Below are 17,385 nucleotides of genomic sequence, written 5' to 3'. Positions count from 1 at the left end.
TTCGATGTCGACGACAATGCCCGCTTCCGGGCGCCCCGACGCGCGCAGCACACACGCGTCCGGCGCCGCGTATCCCGGCTACCGCACACTCTGGCGCTGGCACTTTTACGCCGGTCTGTTCGTGATGCCGTTTCTGATCGTGCTCGCCATCACCGGCACGATCTACTGTTTTCAGCCGCAGATCGAGCCGCTGCTGTATCCGCATCGGCTCGTGGTCGCGCCGCAAGCGACGCCGCGTCTGCCCGCCGATGCGCTGCTCGCGCGCGCTCAGGCGTCGCTGCCGCCCGGCGCGCAGGCGATCCGCGCGCATATCGAAGCGAATCCGGCGCGCAGCGCGGAGTTCGTGTTCGCGCTGCCGCACGGCAACGCGCCCGCGACGAAGGAAAGCGTCTACGTGAATCCGTATAACGGCGACGTGCTCGGCACGCTCGACGTCGACCGGCGCTTCATGCAGGTCGATCGCATGCTGCATCGCAAACTGCTGATCGGCAAGCCGGGCGAATTGCTGATGGAACTCGCCGCGTGCTGGACGCTGGTGATGATCGGCACCGGCGTCGCGCTCTGGTGGCCGCGCCGATCCGTGTCGCCGAACGCGACGCTGCGTGCCGCGCTGCTGCCGCGTTTCGGCGCGAAGGGACGGCCGTTCTGGAAAAGCCTGCATGCCGCGATCGGCTTCTGGCTCGCGGCGGGCGCGCTGGCGTTCGTGCTCAGCGGCCTGCCGTGGACGGGTTCGTGGGGCAAGCAGTTCAAGGCGCTCGCGACGCGCGTGAGTCTGGGCGCGCCGCGCGGCGCATGGGGCGGCGGGCTGCCGCTGCAATCGACGCTGCCGGGCGCGGGTCAAGCGGCACATGGTGAACATGGCGAACACGCCGGCCACGACATGGCGTCGATGCCCGGCATGGTGATGGACGATCTGCCGCTGCCCAACGTGCCGTGGGCCGTGGGCGCGGTGCCCGTGCCGCAATCGCCCGAAGCGGGCGCGCAGTCCGCGGATGATTCACCCGCGCCGACGCCCGCGCGCTGGACGCTCGATCAGGTCGTCGCGCAGATGGCCGCGCTCGGCGTGCAAAGCGGTTACGACATCGCGCTGCCCGCGTCCGCGAGCGGTGTCTACACGGTCTCGTACTTTCCGCCCGATCCGAAACGCGAGCGCACCGTCTATATCGACCAGTACAGCGGCAAGGTGCTCAAGGACATTCGCTATGCCGATTACGGCGCGGTCTCGCAGGTGATTTCGTACGGCACGTCGCTGCATATGGGCCGTTATTTCGGGCTCGCGAATCAACTGATCTGTACGGCGATTTCGCTCGGGCTCGCGGCGCTCGCGGTGACGGGCTTCGTCATGTGGTGGCTGCGCCGTCCGGCTCGCGCGCTCGCAGCGCCCGCGCGCGAACGCGCCGCGCCGCCGATGCGTTCCTGGAAAGCGGGACTTGTCGTGCTCGGCATCGTCTTTCCGCTGATGGGCGCAACGATGCTGGGCGTGTGGTTGCTCGACAAAATCGCATTCGGCAGACGAGAAACTCTTTCGTCTTCCTGACATTGATTTCCGTGCGTGAGTCAAACGCGCTGCGGTAATCTGCGGACACAATTGCCATTGAACCTGTCCCCGCCGATGGCTTTCCAAGCAGTATCGAGGGAGACGACCGTGTTGCGCCTAATTTCTGCATTGAGTATTGCGAGTCTCGCGGCGGCGCTCGCCGGTTGCGCCGTCGCGCCCTGGCCGGCCTATCCCGGCTACTACGGCGGCGGTTACTACGACGCCGGCTATAGCTATCCATACGGCTATCCCTATGGTTACGGCTACGGCTACGGCTATCCCGGCTACTACGGTTATTACGGCCCGAGTTTCGGCGTGTCGTATTGGGGCGGCGGCGGTTGCTGCTGGCGCGGCGGCTGGCATGGCGGCCACGGCGGCTGGCATGGTGGGGGCGGCTGGCACGGCGGCGGTGGAACGTGGCAAGGCGGCGGCGGGATGCACGGCGGCGGCGGTCACGGCCACTGAGCCGGGCATCGCGCCCACGCCACCATCCGCGTCAATCATCCGCGCAAGACCGGAAGCGATTCGTCAGACGCGTCCGTTCACCGGGATCGACGCGCCCGTGACGGCGCGCGCCTCGCCGGATAGCAGAAAGGCGATCACCGCCGCGATCTCGTCGGGCTGCACCCAGCGCGTGAAATCGGCGTCGGGCATATCGGCGCGATTCTGCGGCGTGTCGATAATGCTCGGCAGGATGGCGTTCACCGTCACGCCCTTGTCCTTGAGTTCCTCCGCGAGCGCTTCGGTCAGGCGCGCGACACCCGCTTTCGAAGCCGCATAGGCGCCCATTCCCAGTCCCGCCTTCAATCCCGCGCCCGCGCCGATATTGACGATGCGCCCCGCGCCGCGCGCGAGCAGATGCGGCAGCGCCGCCTTCGACGCGTTGAGCGTCGTCTTCACGTTCAGATCGAACATCAGGTCCCAGGTGCGGGCGTCGCCCTCCGCGACGGTTTCCCAGCGAAACGCGCCCGCGATGTTGACGAGCGCATCGAGCCCGCCGAGCGCCTGATGCGCCGCGTCGAGGCCCTTGCGCGCGGCCTCGGGATCGACGAGATCGACGCCGCCCACCGGCACGGCGTTCGTCAGGGCGGCGGGCCACGCCGAACCTTGCGGCGCGTCGCCCCGGCCGATCAGCGCCACGCGTGCGCCGCGCGCCGCGAAAAATGCGGCGGTGGCCATGCCGAGATTGCCGAAGCCGCCCGTGATCGCCACGGTCATTCCGTTCATCGAGTTGTGCATTTTTTCTTCCTGCGAGAGATGCGCCGGACGCGCTCGCTTCGCTGCGCTGCGTCCTGGCGGCGCGTGCTTGCCAATTGCTGAAGCGGCAGCGCAAAACGCGCTGCCGCTGCGTGCCGCCACGTTAACCGAGCGCGCCGGCGTCGGCAACTGCAGCCACCGCGCTCAGGCGTCGGTGCGTACCGCGGCGAGCGTGCGCTTGCGCAGATCCTCCGTGGTCTCGCCCTTGCCGTTCGCGCTCCAGCCCGGCGGCAGAAACACGTGACGCACGGCGGTCCACAGATCGGGCGCGGCGGCGATGTCGCGCGCGAGGCTCACCCAGTGCTCGAATTCGACGACCAGCGGATTGCGCGAACGCGTCGGCGTCACTAGGCCGTAGCGGCACGGCTCGTCGGCGCGCTCCGCCACATAGGTGCCGAACAGCCGGTCGAACACGACCAGCACGCCGCCGTAATTCGCATCGAGGTAATCGACGTTCGACGCATGATGCACGCGATGCGCGGACGGCGTATTGAACACGTACTCGAGCCAGCCGAGCTTCGGCATCCACGTGTTGTGCAGCCAGAACTGATAGAGCAGGTTGAACGAGAGAATCGCGAAAACGATTTCCGGACGCACGCCGAGCCAGACGAGCGGCGCGAAGAACATCGCCGGCCCCGTGAGTTTGCCGGTCCAGCCGAGCCGATACGCGGACGACAGCGTGAGCTGGTTCGGCGAATGATGCACGGCATGCGTGGCCCAGAAGAAGCGCATGCGATGCGACGCGCGGTGATACCAGTAGTAACAGAACTCCTGGCCGATGAAGACGAACAGCGCGAGCGTGACGTTGTCGATGGACAGCGTGAAGATGCGATGCGTCCACGCGAAATGGAAGATCGGCGCCGACAGCGAAATCGGCAGGAACGCGAACAATTTTCTGCCGACCAGATCGGCCAGCGAAATCCAGACTTCGCTCCAGTCGAAGCGTTCGGCGCCAGGCTGGCGCTTCTTGAAGGTGAGCACGGCGGCTTCGATCATCGACGCGGCGACGATGAAGAGCGTGACATAAACCGCGATTTTTCCGGTGGCAAGCATGATGGGCGACAGCCTCTTTGCGCGATGCGGCGCGATGCAGTGCAGTTGAGGAAAGACGCGTCGCTCGCAACGGAATGCGCGGGGCGCGTCGGATGAACAGCACTGTAGTGACGCGTCGCGCGAAACTCCACGCGCGAATTATGTCGCCGCATGTCATGGGTCTTTTTTGGCCTTTTGCAGCGCCGCGCGCCCTGCCCGCCTGCGCCCGCCGCGTCTGGCGCGGACGCGTTTCGCCGCCCCGCCATGTAACACGGCGACATGGTTTTCAACGCGACTTGCGCGAGGCGCCGCCCTATAGTTCGTTCCGCTGACACGCCACGAACGTGCTGCCACGAAGCCCCCGGAACCACCCGGCCGATTCGTCCTCCGCCACCCGCGCCACCCGCACCGCAAGGAACCACGATGAACAAGCTCACACTCGCCGTCGCCGCCACGCTGATCGGCCTCGCCAGCGCCCCCGCGTTCGCCGGCTGGTCCGGCCACGGCACCGCCTACACGCCGCACGGCACCTACAGCGGCGCGCACGCCGGGTCGTGCGGCGGCGGTAGCTGCACGCATGCGGGCGGCGTGGTCGGTCCGTGGGGCGGGCTCGCGACCAACACGGGCACGGTCACGCGCACCGCGCCGGGCCAGTTCGCTAACAGCGGCACGGCGGTCGGCCCGAATGGCCGCTCGGTCCAGCATTCGGGCGACACGAGCTGCGCGGGCGGCACCTGCTCGCACACCGGCAGCATGACCGGCGAGGACGGCCGCAGCGCGTCGACCTCGGGCAGCGTGACGCGCACGGCGCCGGGCCAGTATTCGTCGACGGGCACGGTCACGGCCGCGAACGGCAACAGCGTCAGCCACAACGCCTCGACGAGCTGCGCGGGCAACACCTGCTCGCGCTCGGGCACGGCGACCGGCTCGAACGGCGGCAGCGTCGCGCACTCGGGCAGCGCGACGCGCGTCGCGCCCGGCGTCGTGACCACGTCGGGCGGCAGCACGGTCGTGCACGGCGGCACGGTGAGCACGGGCGGCACGACGGTCGTGCATGGCGGGACCGTCGCAGTCGGCGCGACCGTGGCCGTGGTCCCCGCGCCCGCGCCGGTTCCGGTCGTCGTGCCCGCGCCGGTCGTCGTGACGCCGCCGCCCGCGCCCACCGTCTACGTCGCGCCCGCTCCGGCACCTGCGCCGAAGACCGTGTATGTCGCGCCGCCGCCGCCGAAAACCGTCTACGTGGCCCCGCCCGCGCCGAAGGTCGTGTACGTCGCGCCGCCGCCGCCCAAGGTCGTCTACGTGGCGCGCCCCCTGCCGCGCGCGGTCTATATCGCGCCGCGTCCCGTCTATGTCGCGCCCGCGCCGCGCGCCGCCATCTGGGTTCCGGCGCATTGGGCCGGCGGCGTCTGGGTGCCCGCACATTGGGCGTGATTCGGCATAAAAGACGTAAGTCCTTAATTAGCCGCCGCTTTTAATCGCATTCCCTGATCCGCTTTTCAACCACACCGGCGCGCTGCGTCGGCTGCCTCACGGAGTTCAGCATGAAGAAGATGATTGCCGCCCTTGTTTTGTGTATCGTTTCAGCAGCAGCGACGGTGCCGGCCACGGCCCTCGCGCAAACGACGTCCACGCCGCCCGGCGCGATCAACAGCGGACGACTCGAACGCGCGATGGCGCAGTTGCCCACACGCTTCGCCCAGGCGAACACGAGCGGCGACGGCAAGCTCACGCGCGCGCAGGCGCAAAGCGGCATGCCGATGGTCGCGCAGCACTTCGACGAAATCGACACGCAGCACAACGGCTACATCACGCTCGCGCAGATCGAAGATTTCATGCGCGAACGCGCCGCCGCGGTGCGCTGACGCCCTTCAACCCTACCCCCGCCGGAGGCGGCCGATGGAGCAGGCAAACCGGATCATCGTGCTCGATGACGAAGCCGAGCTGCGCAACATGCTGCAACGCTTCCTGAGCGGACATGGCTTCGAGGTGCGCGCCGTCGCCGACGGCAAGCGCCTCGACCGCATGCTGCAACGCGAGCCCTACGACCTGCTCGTGCTCGACCTGATGATGGAGCCGGAAGACGGCCTGAGCGTCTGCCGCCGTCTGCGCGCCGAAGGCCACACCTTGCCGATCCTGATGCTCACCGCGAAAGGCGACGCCGCCGACAAGGTCATCGGCCTCGAAACAGGCGCCGACGACTATCTCGCCAAACCCTTCCTGCCCGACGAACTCGTCGCGCGCGTGAAAGCGCTGCTGCGCCGCCAGAAAATGGCGTCCGGCGAACCCACGGTCACCTCGCAGCGGCTGCGTTTCGGCGCCTTCACCTTCGACGTGGGCCAGCAGACGCTCATGCGCGACGGCGTGCCGATCGACGTCCACTCGGCGCAGATGCTGTTGCTGCACGCGCTCGGCTCGTCGCCGAACCGCGCCGTGAGCCGGGAAAACCTGCTCGCCCGCGCGCGCGGACGCGATCACAACGCGCTCGATCGCAGCGTCGACGTGCAGATCCTGCGGCTGCGCCAGATCGTCGAGGACGATCCCGCCAAGCCGCGCTTCATCAAGACCGTGTGGGGCATCGGCTACATGCTGGTGGCCGGCGTCGACACCTGACGCGCCCCGCATGCGTGCTCCCGCCCAACCGCGCCGCTGGCTGCCGCGCTCGCTGCTCTCGCGCAACATCGTGCTGCTGGTGGTGCTCGTCGCGCTCACGCAGGCGTGCTCGCTGAGCGCGCTGCTTCACTTCGTGCAGCGCCCGCGCATCGAGCGCGCGTCGATCATTTTCGCGGACTACGTGCGCATGCTCGACAGCCTGCTCGCCGCCATGCCGCCCGACGAAGGCCGCGCGGCCGCCACGCGCATGAACGCGCATCGCAGCGCGCCCGCCGCGAGTACGGCGATGCCGGCGATCAGCCCGCTGCGCTTCTTCCGCACGTGGCAGCGCGATGTCTTCATCCGCTCGCTTACGCGCGATCTGCCCGCCGACATGCCCATACGCTGGGAAACCACCGACGAGGAGCGCCTCTGGATCCGCGTGCATGCGGCCGGCGAGCCGGTCTGGATCGCGCTGCCGATGACCGCCGACGCCCAGGCGAGCGGCATCACCACGGCGGTCATTCTGTCGATCGGCCTCGCGCTGCTCGCGGGCTTGACGGGCTGGCTGATCCAGCTGCATCTGAACCGCCCGCTAGCCGATCTCGCGGATGCGGCCCGGCGCGTGAGCGCCGGCGACGCGCCCGCGCCGCTGCCGACCGACGGCCCCACCGAAATCGCCGAGGTCAGCCGCGCCTTCAATCAGATGACCGACGCGCTCAAACAGGCGGAAGCGACGCGCGCGCTGATGCTCGCAGGCGTCTCGCACGACATCCGCACGCCGCTCACGAAGCTGCGCCTCGCGATTGCGATGGCGCTGCCGCGCGGCACCAACGACAGCCTCGTCGCGTCGTCCGAGGGCTATCTCGACCATATCGACACGATTCTTCAGCAGTTCATGGATTACGCGGGCAGCGGCGAGCGCGAGGCGCCGCAAACGGGCGATCTGAACGCGCTCGCGGGCCAGCTCGTCGCCGAATTCACGGGGCTCGGGCACGAGTTCGATCTGGAGGAAGGCGACCTGCCGCCGTTCGCGTTCCGGCCCGTCGCCGTCATGCGCGTGCTGATGAACCTGATGCAGAACGCGGTGGTGTACGGACGCACAGGTCTGCGCGTGCGCACCTGGCGCGACGGCGACGACGCCTGCGTGGCCATCTGCGATCGCGGCAACGGCATTCGCGCCGCGGAACTCGAGCACCTCAAATCGCCGTTCAGCCGTGGCGACAACGCGCGCACGCATTCCGGCGGCACCGGCCTCGGACTCGCCATCGTCGAACGCATCGCGCGTCTGCACGGCGGTTCGCTAACTTTTCACGACCGCGCGGGCGGCGGACTCGAAGCCCTCGTGCGGCTGCCGCTGAACCCTCAGACGAATGCCCCGGCCGCCGCGCGCAGATAAGCGCGGCTCACTGCGGGTGATCGCAGGTGACATGAATCGACATAATTTGCGCGTGGCGTCCGCGCGCGCCTTTGCCCATACTTGCACCCATGCGCTGAACGACGCATCGGACCGCAAGACACGCCAGACACCGCGCGCGTAACACGATGCCCTGCCAGCTCTAACGAAGCATTTCCGATAGTTCGCCATCCTGATCAATTCGCGAGTATCGGACCACTCATGCAATCAAGCACTCAGGCAACGGACATCGACATGAACTCGCTCCTTCTCTCCCTCGTCAACAAGACCAAGCGCCTCGCGGGCGCCGTACTGCTCGCCGGCTCGCTGTTCGCCTCGGGCTGCGCCTCGGCCGCCACGGCGTTGCAGTCGGCCGGTCCGCTGCCGCAAGTTCATGCGGACGTGATCTACGTGTCGGCGTTCGAGATTTCGCCCGATCTCGTGAAGCTCGACGGCGGCATGGCGCAGAAGATCAAGTCGATGGCGAGCGGCGAATCGTCGGCGCAACAGCAGCAACAAACGGCGCTCGCAGCACGCGAAGCGCTCGCCAATGAAATCGTCGCCGAATTGCGCAAGCAGGGTTTGAACGCCGTGCGCGCCGATGGTCCGGTTCCCGCCGGACGCAACGCGATCGTCGTGGAAGGCCGCATCGACACCATCGACGCAGGCAGCCGTCGCCGTCGCATTCTGATTGGTCTGGGCGCGGGCAAGAGCGAAGTGAGCGCGACCATCGCACTCTCGTTCGTGCCGGCCAACGGCGCGCCGCAAGCGCTCGCGACCTTCGAAGCCAACGCGGACAGCGGCCATATGCCGGGCGTCGCCGAAACGGCAGGCGTGGGCGCGGCGGCGGGTCATGTGGCGGTGTCGGCGGCGGCAGGCGGCGGCTTGCACGGCGCGTCGGAAGCGAAGCACGACACCGTGACCTCCGACGCCGACAAGCTCGCCCGCTCGATCGCGAAGCAACTGGGTCAAGCCGCGCAGGAAAATGGCTGGATGCCGGTCAGCCACGCAAGCTGAGTCTTGCGTCGATAAAAAAAGGCGGCGCATGAAAGCGCCGCCTTTTTCATTTATTCAGCCTGCTCGCGATAATGCGCGAACTTCGACGTCTGCCCGATCCCGGGATTGAAGCAGTTGCACGGGTCGAGTTCTTCGTAAAACGCTTTCAACGCAGGCTTCGCGTGATAAAGATGCCCGACGTTGTGCTCCGCCGGATATTCGGCGCCGCGTTCATCGAGCAGTTTCCACATCTCGTGTTCGAGCGCGAGGCAGTCGTTGCCCTTGCGAACGATATAGTCCTGATGAAACACGTGGCAAAGAAAATGCCCGTAATACAGCTTGATCGCGATGGGCTTTTCGACGTGCGCGGGCAAAGTTTCGAACCAGTCGCGATCGTTACGGCGCAAGGCGATATCGAGCGCAACGATATCCTCGACTTCCTGACCGTGCACGGCGCGATAACGCACCGCCGCACCCGCCGCCGCGAAGCGATGCAGAAAAGCCTTGCTGCCTTCTTCGTCGGTGCATTCGAAAAAGTCGCCGCTCGCGTCCCCGAAATAGCGCTGCAAATACGCGCGCGTTTCATCGACGGTATCGGCGGACACCTTGAGCATCAAATGATGTTCGTAGCGCTCGCGATAATCCTTGAGGCGCGCGGGCAAATGGCTCGGAAACAGGCGGCTCAGCGCCTGCATCACGCGGTCGGTGAAATGCGCGGGCAGAAAGCCGAGTCGCTCGAAAAACGCGTCGAAGCGGCTCTTGAGCGCGAACAGCCCCGGCAGACGCTGCGTGCCGAGATGCTGGATCATGAGAAACATGTCCTTGCCGTAGCGCTCGGCGATATCGAAAGCGTCTCGATGCAGATATTCGCCCGCAATCGGCAGATTCGACAGTTTCGTGAGCAGATAACGGCGCACGTCGGTGAGTTCGGACGTTGCGTTGGTGCCGATATAAAACACCTTCGCACCCTTCTCGATGGGGAACGTATCGAGGCGCACCGCGAACACCATCACCTTGCCCGCCGATCCCGACGCCTCATGCAGACGCAGCGGATCGGCGTTATAGCGCGCGGGCGTATCGGCGTTGACGTCGCGCACGTGCTCGGCATAGTGCCGGTCCGATGCCGCACCCGCATCGTGGCGAATCGCGTCTTCGGGCAGCTCGCCGCGATCGAGACGCGCGAGGATCTGCTCGGGCGTGTCGCCCAGCGCGATGCCCAGATGATTCACGAGACTCAGCCGCCCTTGTGCGTCGACCTGCGCGTACACGCTCATTTCCGTGTAAGCCGGACCGCGCCGCACCAGCGAACCGCCGGAGTTGTTGCAGACGCCGCCCATCACCGACGCGCCGATGCACGACGAGCCGATCACCGAATGCGGTTCGCGGCCAAGCGGTTTGAGCGTCTGTTCGAGCTGATCGAGCGTCGAGCCTGGCAGACAGACAACCTGCTTGCCGCCGTCGATCACGTAAACTTTGCGCATGCGCGCCATGCTGACGATCACGACATCGCGATCGTAGTTGTCGCCGTCGGGCGTGGAGCCGCCTGTTAAACCGGTATTCGACGCCTGCGAAATCACGATCGCATTCGCGGCCATGCACGCTTGCAGCACCTGCCACTGCTCGACGAGCGAGCCGGGCCGCACCACCGCCGCCACCTTGCCCTGACCGAAGCGAAATCCCGTGCGATAACGCCGCGTGGCTTCGTCGCCGGTCAGCACATAGTCGCGGCCAACGAGCGCTTGCAGCGAGGCGATTAGCACCGGACGCGCGGCGTCGCGTTGAGCGCGCGACGCGACCGGTGACGGAGAAACAGTGGACATGCGAACAGCTCCTGGATCAAGGGCGAAAACACACACGAAACGGGGCTTTCGCAACTTTTACAAGGATAAAGGCGGGCTGCGGCGCCGTCCAATATCGGAAGCCCGCTCGATCAAGACGAAAAAGATATAGATCGACCTGGGTCGCCTCAGGCGTGGCGCGCCGCCTCGCGCACGATCCGCACGAAGTTCTGCAACGTGGGGGCTTTCTCGCGCGGACGATAGACGAGTGCGATGGTCGTGTGCAGCGAGCCGCCCTTGAGCGCGTGATAGGTCACGCCCTTCGCCTGAATCTGCCGCATAGAGGACGGAATCAGCGTCACGCCGAAACCTGCCGCGGCCATGTTCACGGTCGAGGAAATCTGCGGCGACTCCATGCTGATGACCGGATTGAAGCCCGCCGCATGACACGCGCTGATGATGGAATCGTAGAGATCAGGTCCAATAGGACGGGGAAACAGAATCAGCGGATCACCCGCGAGATCAGCCAGATCGATGCTGCGGCGACGCGCGTAACGGTGGCGCGGCGGCAGCACGGCGAGCACGTCTTCTTCCACCAGCATCTGCGTGGCAAGCCCCCGGCAATCGAGCGGCAAACGCACGAAAGCCGCGTCCACTTTGGCATCGTTCACGCGGTCGAGCAGCACCGAACTGTTGCTCTCCTCGCAGCCGATCGTCACGCCGGGCCACGCGCTGCGAAAGCGCTGCAAGACCGTGGCAACGAGCGGATGAAACACGGTAGAGCCCGCGAAGCCCAGAATCAGCCGTCCGCTTTCGCCGCGCCCGACGTTCTGCGCCTCCGCGAGCGCGAGGTCGGCGTCTTCGACGATGCGTTGCGCGCGCACGCGAAACAGCCGCCCCGCTTCGGTCAGTTCCACGCGCCGCGAATGGCGGATAAACAGCCGCGTGCCGATTTCCTTTTCGAGCTTGAGGATTTGCTGGCTCAGCGGCGGCTGGGCAATGCCGAGTGCGTTCGCGGCTTCGCTGAAGTGCAAATGCTCGGCGACCGCGAGAAAATAGCGTAGCTGACGCAGTTCCATATCTTTTTCGTCTAGATCCAATCCGCGCAGTGTGGATCAGATCGGCGCGCGCGTCCATGACGCCGGATGGCGGATGACGTGGCGTCAGCCCGTGCCCATGCGCGTTTCGTCGACGAAGCGCTCGGTGGCGTCGTCGATCTTGCGGCCCTTGCGGCCGATCGGACCGTGAATATAGACGGTTTTCATATCGATGGCCGGCGCGCCGTGCATGGCAGGCGGCGGCGACATGGCGTATTTCACCTCGCGTTCGTGATCGGCGAGTTGCAGGCGCGGATCGAACACCGAGTTGAACTTCCATAGCATGCGCACAAAATTGGTCTGACCGCGCACGAGCAGATGCGCGGCCTGGCCCGCCGCGCCGCGCAATGCGCTCCAGCCCAGATGTTTGCGATTGAGCACCTGCTGCGTGCGCACGAGTTCCGCGTAGAACTCGGCCAACGGCAGGCGCGTCGGCACCACGGCGTGCTGAATGTCGTAGAGGCGATAGTCGAGGCTCGTGAGCGGCCGCGATTCCTGCTGCCAGTTTTCGGTGCCCGGATACGGCGTGTTCACGCTGATATTCACGATCTCCGGAATCTCCAGGCACCACTGCCGAATGGTTTCGAAGCGGTCGTGATCCCAATCGGGATCGGCGATCAGATTGATGGCCACGGTGATGCCCAGCGAGCGCGCGAATTCCAGCGCCTCGAAATTGCGGTCGAGACTGATGCGTTTGCGAAACGCCTTGAGCCCCGCTTCGTCGATCGCTTCGAGGCCCAGAAACATGTATTTGAGCCCGAGCGATTCCCACGCGCGAAACACGTCCTTGTTGCGCAGCAGCACGTCGCCGCGCGTCTCGAGGTAGTAACGCTTCTTGATGCCGCGTTGGCGGATTGCATCGGCGATCGCCATGCCGTGTTCGGCGTGCACGAAGGCCACGTCGTCGACGATGAAAACGCCCGGTTCGCGCAGCGCAGCGAGTTCTTCCACCACCACTTCGGGGCTGCGCGTGCGATAGCTGCGCCCGTAAAAGGTCCACGCGCTGCAGAACGTGCAGTCCCACGGACAACCACGCGCGAACTCGATGGACGCGCATGGATCGAGTGTGCCGATGAAGTATTTGCGCCGATGCCGCAACAGATCGCGCGCGGGACGCACAGGATCGAGATGCTCGACGAAGCGCGGCGGCGGCCCGGAGCCGTCGCGCGTGACGACGCCCGCCACGCTCAGCAGGTCGCCGCCCTGCGCCACCACGGCGAGCAGATCGTTGATCGACGCTTCGCCCTCGCCGCGCAGAATACAGTCGATCGCGCCCTCGGCGTGGCGCAGTAGATCGTGCGCCGTAAACGACACGCTGTGGCCGCCCACGAACACGAAGCACGACGGCAGCACGGCCTTCACGGCTTTCGCGAGATCGACGATTTCGGGAATGTTCGCCAGGTAGTTGCCCGAAAAGCACAGCGCTTCGGGCCGCCAGTTGCGCACGCGGCGCATGAGGTCGCGATGGGTTTCCACCTGGAGGTCGAGCAGTTGCACCTCGTGGCCCGCATCGCGCGCCGTGCCCGCGACCGATTCGAGACCCAGCGGTTCGAGCCGCAGGAACACGCGCGTGTACATCAACCCACTCGGGTGGACGGCAAGCAATCTCATGAAGCCTCCTTGCACGACGCGCGTCACGCGCCTGCCTGTTGCTCGATGCTGGATGCCTGGCACTGCCACGTGCGAGTCTACGCGCGTTCGCGCGAGCGCGCTTTCAGGCGCGCCGCTTCCTTATCGGCCCTTTATCGTTGCTTCGTGGTTGCTTCCTTATCACCGCATCGCGCATTCAAAAACTGCCGAACAGCGAGCCCAGCGCGATCACCACGGCCAGCGCGATCAGTGCGCCGACGATGCTCACCACCACCAGATCGCGATAGCTGTCGCGATGCGTGGAACCGCATACGGCCAGCAGCGTCACCACCGCGCCGTTGTGCGGCAGGCTGTCGAGCGTGCCCGATGACATCACGGCCACGCGATGCATCAGCGCCGGATCGATATGATGCTGCGCGGCAAGCTGCATATACGTGCTGCCGAGCGCATCGAGCGCGATCGTCAGGCCGCCCGAAGCCGAGCCGGTCAGCCCGGCGAGCAGGTTCGTCGCGACCGCGAGCGAAACGAGCGGACCGCCGCCGATGCCGAGCACCCAGTCGCGCACGGCCTCGAACGCGGGCAGCGCGGCGATCACCGCGCCGTAGCCGACGAGGCTGCCGACGCTCAGCACCGGCAGCACCGACGCGTTCGCGCCCGCATCGACGCTCTCGCGCAGCGCGCCCAGCCGCTGACGGTTCAGCGCCACCAGCACGAGGATGCCGAGCGCGAGCGCCACGCACACACCCCACACGCCCGCGACGGCGGACAGCGACGTCGCGCCCCAGCGCGGCTCGGCGAGATAGCTCGCGTCGATGCGCGGAAACACCAGCATGTTCATCACGAAGTTCATCGCGACCACCACCACGAGCGGCGCGAGCGCGACCGACGCGGGCGGCGCGCCGGCGTGCAGCGACGCGTCCGCGCCCGCGTCGATTTCGGCGGGATCGAAGGTTTGCGCCACGCTCGCGCGTTCGCGCACGAGCGGGCTTTTGCCGCGCGAGGCGTCGTCTGCGCCGCCGTCGTGCGGCTCGACGAAGCCTTCGCCGTTGCGCTTCGCCGCGGCGGCCGCGCGCCCGAGCCACCAGAGCCCGAAGCCCGCCATCACGCAGGTCGCGACGATGCCAAGCCCCGGCGCCGCGAACGGCGTCGTGCCGAAGAACGGCATCGGAATCGCATTTTGCAGCGCGGGCGTGCCGGGAAGCGCGGACATCGTGAACGTGGCCGTGCCAAGCATGATCGTCGCGGGCATCAGACGGCGCGGAATATTCGCGGAGCGGAACAACGCCTGCGCCATCGGCGCGAGCACGAAGAACGCCACGAAGAGGCTCACGCCGCCGTAAGTCACGAGCGCGCCGCCGAGCACCACGGCCACCAGCGCGTGACGCGTGCCGAGCTTGTCGATCATGAATTGCGCGACGGCGTCGACCGAACCGCTGTCCTCCATCAGCTTGCCGAACAGCGAGCCGAGCAGAAACAGCGGAAAGAACTGCGCGAGAAAACGGCCCGTGCTCAGCATGAAGGTCTGCGTCCAGTGCGCGAGCACGGGCTGCCCCGAGATCAGCGCGGCGAGCATCGCGCAGAGCGGCGCGAGCAGCAGCACGCTCCAGCCGCGATACGCGAGCCAGATCAGCAGCGCAAGACTCGCGAGCATGCCGACGAGGCCGAGCGCCAGCGCGCCGGCGGTCATGGCTGTTCTCCGTGGAAGAGTTCGTCGAGTGTGAAGGTCGAGTCCACGCCCAGTTGCGCGCCGTGGCTGGCGAGGAACGCGTCGGCGGTGCGCCGCCCTTCGTCGCGCAACATCGTCATGAAAGCCCATTCCGCATTGAGTTTCGATGACGAGCCGAGCGACACGAGCGTGTCGCTGTGCACGCGATGCAGCCGCATGCTGGCCCAGCGGCGGCCCTCCTCGCTGCCCGCGTCGGCGACCTTGTGCAGCAGCGCCATCATGCGCAGCTCCTTGATGAGCGGCGCGTTGAACGCGATCTCGTTGACCCGGTTGATGATCTCGCGCGCCGAACGCGGCGTGCCCGTGCGCTCCACCGGATTGACCTGCACGAGGATCGTGTCGATCGAATCGGTTTCGCGGATCAGCGGCGTGATCGACGGATTGCCCGCGTAACCGCCGTCCCAGTACGCCTCGCCGTCGATTTCGACGGCCTGGAACAGCGTGGGCAGGCAAGCCGAGGCGAGCAGCGCGTCGGGCGTGAGATCGGCGTTGCGGAACACCCGCGCCTGCCCGTTGCTCACGCGCGTCGCGGTCGTGAACAGCTTGATGCGCGAGGTTCGCAGCGCGTCGAAATCGATGGTGTCCGCGAGGATCGTGCGCAGCGGATTGACGCTCGCGGGATTGAGGTCGTAGGGCGAAGCCACGCGCGCCATCATGTCGAGCGCGACGAAGATCGGCGAGTGATCGAGCGTCCAGCGACCCAGCAGCATGTCGACGAAACCGCGCCGGAACGGACTGAAACGCGCGGCGTCGGCGACGCGTCGCCAGAAGGATTCGAGCGCCTTGCGCGCGCCGGGCGCGCCGTCGTGCGCGAAGCCGCTCGCGAGCACGGCGGCGTTCATCGCGCCCGCCGAGGTGCCGGAAATGCCTTCGATCCGCAGCCACGGCTCTTCGAGCAGGCGGTCGAGCACGCCCCAGGTGTAGGCGCCGTGCGAGCCGCCGCCCTGCAAGGCGAGGTCGACGAGCAGCGGTTCGGCGTGGGATGTCGTGTCACGTTCGGCGGCCATGGGGGCTCCTTGATCTGCGACCCTTGGCGAGGTTACAGGAAAAGCGCGGAGCGCTTCGCGCGGATGCCGCACTGCGCCAATTTCTGGCTTGGGATGGGCTTTTGGGGAGATTGGCGGGGATTTTGGGTACGCTTGAGGTGCGTCCGAGGTGCGCTTTGTCATGCATCAGGACGTGCGTCCCGAATGCCTTTGGTAGACTGATTTTTTCGCCTTTGTCGAGCGTGGCCGCGCCGGTCGCCGCTTCGTTTTTCGCCGCTTCGTTTTTCGCCCCTTCGTTTTCGCCAATCGTGCCCCGTTCCGCCACACTGTCCCGGCTTCCCCGTCTGCTTGCCGACATCCGCGCCTGCGGCGTGTGCGGCGATGCGTTGCCGCTCGGCCCGCGCCCGGTGTTGCAGGCCAGCACGACCGCGCGTCTGCTGATCGTCGGTCAGGCGCCGGGCGCGAAGGTCCACGCCTCCGGCATTCCGTGGGACGACGCAAGCGGCGAGCGTCTGCGCGCGTGGCTCGGCATCGGCAAGGATGTGTTCTACGACGCCGCGCGCGTCGCCATCGTGCCGATGGGTTTCTGCTATCCGGGCCGCGGCGCGAGCGGCGATAACCCGCCGCGCCCCGAGTGCGCCGCGCTTTGGCACGAACGCCTGCTCGCCCTGCTGCCGCAGGTGCGGCTTACGCTGCTGGTCGGACAGTACGCGCAGCGCTATATGCTCGGCGCGCGCCGCAAGGCGTCGCTGACCGAAACGGTCGAAGCGTGGCGCGAGTACGGGCCGGATTGCGTGCCGCTGCCGCATCCGTCGCCGCGCAATCAGGCGTGGTTCAAGCACCATCCGTGGTTCGGGCACGACGTGCTGCCCGCGTTGCGCGCGCGCGTCGCGGCGCTGATGGATGCGGCGGACGGGGCCTCGGCTGCTGCATCGCTAATCGCATCGCCCACATCCGCGCACCGAGGCGCGCGTATCGCCACGGCTCACCAGGAGACGCACACGATGACTCAAGGGACCATCGAGATCCAGCGGGTGTACGAACCGCTGCCCGACGACGGACGCGCCTGCTTTCTCGTCGACCGCCTGTGGCCGCGCGGCATCCGCAAGGAGACGCTCGCCGGCGTGACCTGGGCGAAGGATGTCGCGCCGAGCACGGCGCTGCGCCAGTGGTTTCACGCGAGCGGCACCGACGCCGCGCACTGGGACGAATTCCGCCGCCGCTATCTCGCCGAACTCGACGCCAACCGCGAGGGCTGGCAACCGCTTGCCGACGCCAGCGCGCAGCATCCCATCGTGCTGCTCTACGGCGCGCACGATACGGAGCACAATCACGCCGCCGTGCTGCGCGACTTTCTCGCGAAACATCGCCACCGGAAGTGACAACGCCCGGCGCATGGGC

15 protein-coding genes and 1 pseudogene are annotated in these 17,385 nt (G+C 66.9%); 9 read left to right on the top strand and 7 right to left on the bottom strand.

From position 1 onward, the window contains the following. Positions 1-4 precede the first annotated feature (4 nt). Together G5S35_RS15685 and G5S35_RS15680 are read left to right on the top strand one after the other, a co-directional pair. A complete protein-coding gene (locus G5S35_RS15685; protein WP_074985648.1) occupies positions 5-1,537 on the top strand; it encodes a PepSY-associated TM helix domain-containing protein in 1,533 nt (510 codons plus the stop codon). A 108-nt stretch (positions 1,538-1,645) separates the two neighbouring features. Then, a complete protein-coding gene (locus tag G5S35_RS15680; protein WP_183039181.1) occupies positions 1,646-2,002 on the top strand; it encodes a hypothetical protein in 357 nt (118 codons plus the stop codon). Positions 2,003-2,065: 63 nt separating this feature from the next. Here the strand turns inward: G5S35_RS15680 and G5S35_RS15675 are convergent, their stop codons facing one another. Both G5S35_RS15675 and G5S35_RS15670 read right to left on the bottom strand, forming a co-directional pair. Then, positions 2,066-2,776: an SDR family NAD(P)-dependent oxidoreductase gene (locus G5S35_RS15675; protein WP_074985645.1), complete on the bottom strand. Its 711-nt coding sequence runs from the start codon at positions 2,774-2,776 to the stop codon at positions 2,066-2,068. Positions 2,777-2,938: 162 nt separating this feature from the next. Further along, the gene (locus G5S35_RS15670) at positions 2,939-3,847 is read right to left on the bottom strand and encodes a sterol desaturase family protein (protein ID WP_183039180.1); all 909 of its coding nucleotides are present in this window, start codon (positions 3,845-3,847) and stop codon (positions 2,939-2,941) included. 402 nt (positions 3,848-4,249) lie between these two features. On the opposite strand from G5S35_RS15670, the gene G5S35_RS15665 reads away from it, so the two are divergent. The 5 genes from G5S35_RS15665 to G5S35_RS15645 all read left to right on the top strand — a co-directional run bounded on the left by G5S35_RS15665 (position 4,250) and on the right by G5S35_RS15645 (position 8,828). Then, the gene (locus G5S35_RS15665) at positions 4,250-5,257 is read left to right on the top strand and encodes a hypothetical protein (RefSeq protein ID WP_074985642.1); all 1,008 of its coding nucleotides are present in this window, start codon (positions 4,250-4,252) and stop codon (positions 5,255-5,257) included. A 110-nt stretch (positions 5,258-5,367) separates the two neighbouring features. Next, positions 5,368-5,688, top strand: a complete 321-nt coding sequence (locus G5S35_RS15660; protein ID WP_065057552.1) for an EF-hand domain-containing protein — start codon at positions 5,368-5,370, stop codon at positions 5,686-5,688. 34 nt (positions 5,689-5,722) lie between these two features. After that, entirely contained in the window at positions 5,723-6,436 is a 714-nt protein-coding gene (locus G5S35_RS15655) for a response regulator (protein ID WP_074985640.1), read from the top strand. Positions 6,437-6,446: 10 nt separating this feature from the next. Beyond that, complete coding sequence (locus G5S35_RS15650; protein WP_183039179.1) at positions 6,447-7,814, top strand: ATP-binding protein; 1,368 nt, start codon at positions 6,447-6,449, stop codon at positions 7,812-7,814. A 252-nt stretch (positions 7,815-8,066) separates the two neighbouring features. Further along, entirely contained in the window at positions 8,067-8,828 is a 762-nt protein-coding gene (locus G5S35_RS15645) for a DUF4410 domain-containing protein (RefSeq protein ID WP_183039178.1), read from the top strand. Between the two features lie 50 nt (positions 8,829-8,878). Here G5S35_RS15645 and dld read toward each other — a convergent pair whose 3' ends face one another. The 5 genes from dld to G5S35_RS15620 all read right to left on the bottom strand — a co-directional run bounded on the left by dld (position 8,879) and on the right by G5S35_RS15620 (position 16,005). Next, positions 8,879-10,627 carry a D-lactate dehydrogenase gene (gene dld, locus G5S35_RS15640; RefSeq protein WP_082991651.1) on the bottom strand — a complete coding sequence of 583 codons (1,749 nt, stop codon included), beginning with the start codon at positions 10,625-10,627 and terminating at the stop codon, positions 8,879-8,881. Positions 10,628-10,773: 146 nt separating this feature from the next. Beyond that, on the bottom strand, positions 10,774-11,664 hold the full coding sequence (locus G5S35_RS15635) for a LysR family transcriptional regulator (protein WP_065057548.1): 891 nt from the start codon (positions 11,662-11,664) through the stop codon (positions 10,774-10,776). A gap of 84 nt (positions 11,665-11,748) precedes the next feature. Further along, on the bottom strand, positions 11,749-13,293 hold the full coding sequence (gene hpnR / locus G5S35_RS15630; protein WP_065057557.1) for a hopanoid C-3 methylase HpnR: 1,545 nt from the start codon (positions 13,291-13,293) through the stop codon (positions 11,749-11,751). 175 nt (positions 13,294-13,468) lie between these two features. Then, entirely contained in the window at positions 13,469-14,959 is a 1,491-nt protein-coding gene (locus G5S35_RS15625) for a GntP family permease (protein ID WP_183039177.1), read from the bottom strand. Further along, entirely contained in the window at positions 14,956-16,005 is a 1,050-nt protein-coding gene (locus tag G5S35_RS15620) for a patatin-like phospholipase family protein (protein ID WP_183039176.1), read from the bottom strand. Before G5S35_RS15620 ends, G5S35_RS15625 begins: the two co-directional genes overlap by 4 nt. Before the next feature lie 314 nt (positions 16,006-16,319). On the opposite strand from G5S35_RS15620, the pseudogene G5S35_RS39460 reads away from it, so the two are divergent. Together G5S35_RS39460 and G5S35_RS39455 are read left to right on the top strand one after the other, a co-directional pair. Continuing rightward, positions 16,320-16,886 (top strand): annotated as a pseudogene (locus tag G5S35_RS39460) (uracil-DNA glycosylase family protein); the annotation flags it as partial. Beyond that, positions 16,884-17,366 (top strand): DUF488 domain-containing protein, encoded by a 483-nt coding sequence (locus G5S35_RS39455; protein ID WP_313903850.1) that lies wholly within the window; start codon positions 16,884-16,886, stop codon positions 17,364-17,366. The pseudogene G5S35_RS39460 and the gene G5S35_RS39455, both read left to right, overlap by 3 nt. Positions 17,367-17,385 lie beyond the last annotated feature (19 nt).

Origin of the sequence: Paraburkholderia tropica (genome assembly GCF_014171495.1) — a bacterium.
GTDB lineage: Bacteria > Pseudomonadota > Gammaproteobacteria > Burkholderiales > Burkholderiaceae > Paraburkholderia > Paraburkholderia tropica.
The sequence above is the reverse complement of the archived record's forward strand: the minus strand, read 5'-3'. Positions and strand labels throughout refer to the sequence as shown.

Bases quoted from the DNA above. Each gene is read 5' to 3' on its own strand.
- G5S35_RS15645 (WP_183039178.1), top strand. From the start codon at position 8,067: ATGAACTCGCTCCTTCTCTCCCTCGTCAACAAGACCAAGCGCCTCGCG.
- G5S35_RS15655 (WP_074985640.1), top strand. From the start codon at position 5,723: ATGGAGCAGGCAAACCGGATCATCGTGCTCGATGACGAAGCCGAGCTG.
- G5S35_RS15635 (WP_065057548.1), bottom strand. From the start codon at position 11,664: ATGGAACTGCGTCAGCTACGCTATTTTCTCGCGGTCGCCGAGCATTTG.
- G5S35_RS39455 (WP_313903850.1), top strand. From the start codon at position 16,884: ATGGATGCGGCGGACGGGGCCTCGGCTGCTGCATCGCTAATCGCATCG.
- G5S35_RS15675 (WP_074985645.1), bottom strand. From the start codon at position 2,776: ATGCACAACTCGATGAACGGAATGACCGTGGCGATCACGGGCGGCTTC.
- hpnR (WP_065057557.1), bottom strand. From the start codon at position 13,293: ATGAGATTGCTTGCCGTCCACCCGAGTGGGTTGATGTACACGCGCGTG.
- G5S35_RS15665 (WP_074985642.1), top strand. From the start codon at position 4,250: ATGAACAAGCTCACACTCGCCGTCGCCGCCACGCTGATCGGCCTCGCC.
- G5S35_RS15650 (WP_183039179.1), top strand. From the start codon at position 6,447: ATGCGTGCTCCCGCCCAACCGCGCCGCTGGCTGCCGCGCTCGCTGCTC.
- G5S35_RS15620 (WP_183039176.1), bottom strand. From the start codon at position 16,005: ATGGCCGCCGAACGTGACACGACATCCCACGCCGAACCGCTGCTCGTC.
- G5S35_RS15660 (WP_065057552.1), top strand. From the start codon at position 5,368: ATGAAGAAGATGATTGCCGCCCTTGTTTTGTGTATCGTTTCAGCAGCA.
- G5S35_RS15670 (WP_183039180.1), bottom strand. From the start codon at position 3,847: ATGCTTGCCACCGGAAAAATCGCGGTTTATGTCACGCTCTTCATCGTC.
- dld (WP_082991651.1), bottom strand. From the start codon at position 10,627: ATGTCCACTGTTTCTCCGTCACCGGTCGCGTCGCGCGCTCAACGCGAC.
- G5S35_RS15685 (WP_074985648.1), top strand. From the start codon at position 5: ATGTCGACGACAATGCCCGCTTCCGGGCGCCCCGACGCGCGCAGCACA.
- G5S35_RS15625 (WP_183039177.1), bottom strand. From the start codon at position 14,959: ATGACCGCCGGCGCGCTGGCGCTCGGCCTCGTCGGCATGCTCGCGAGT.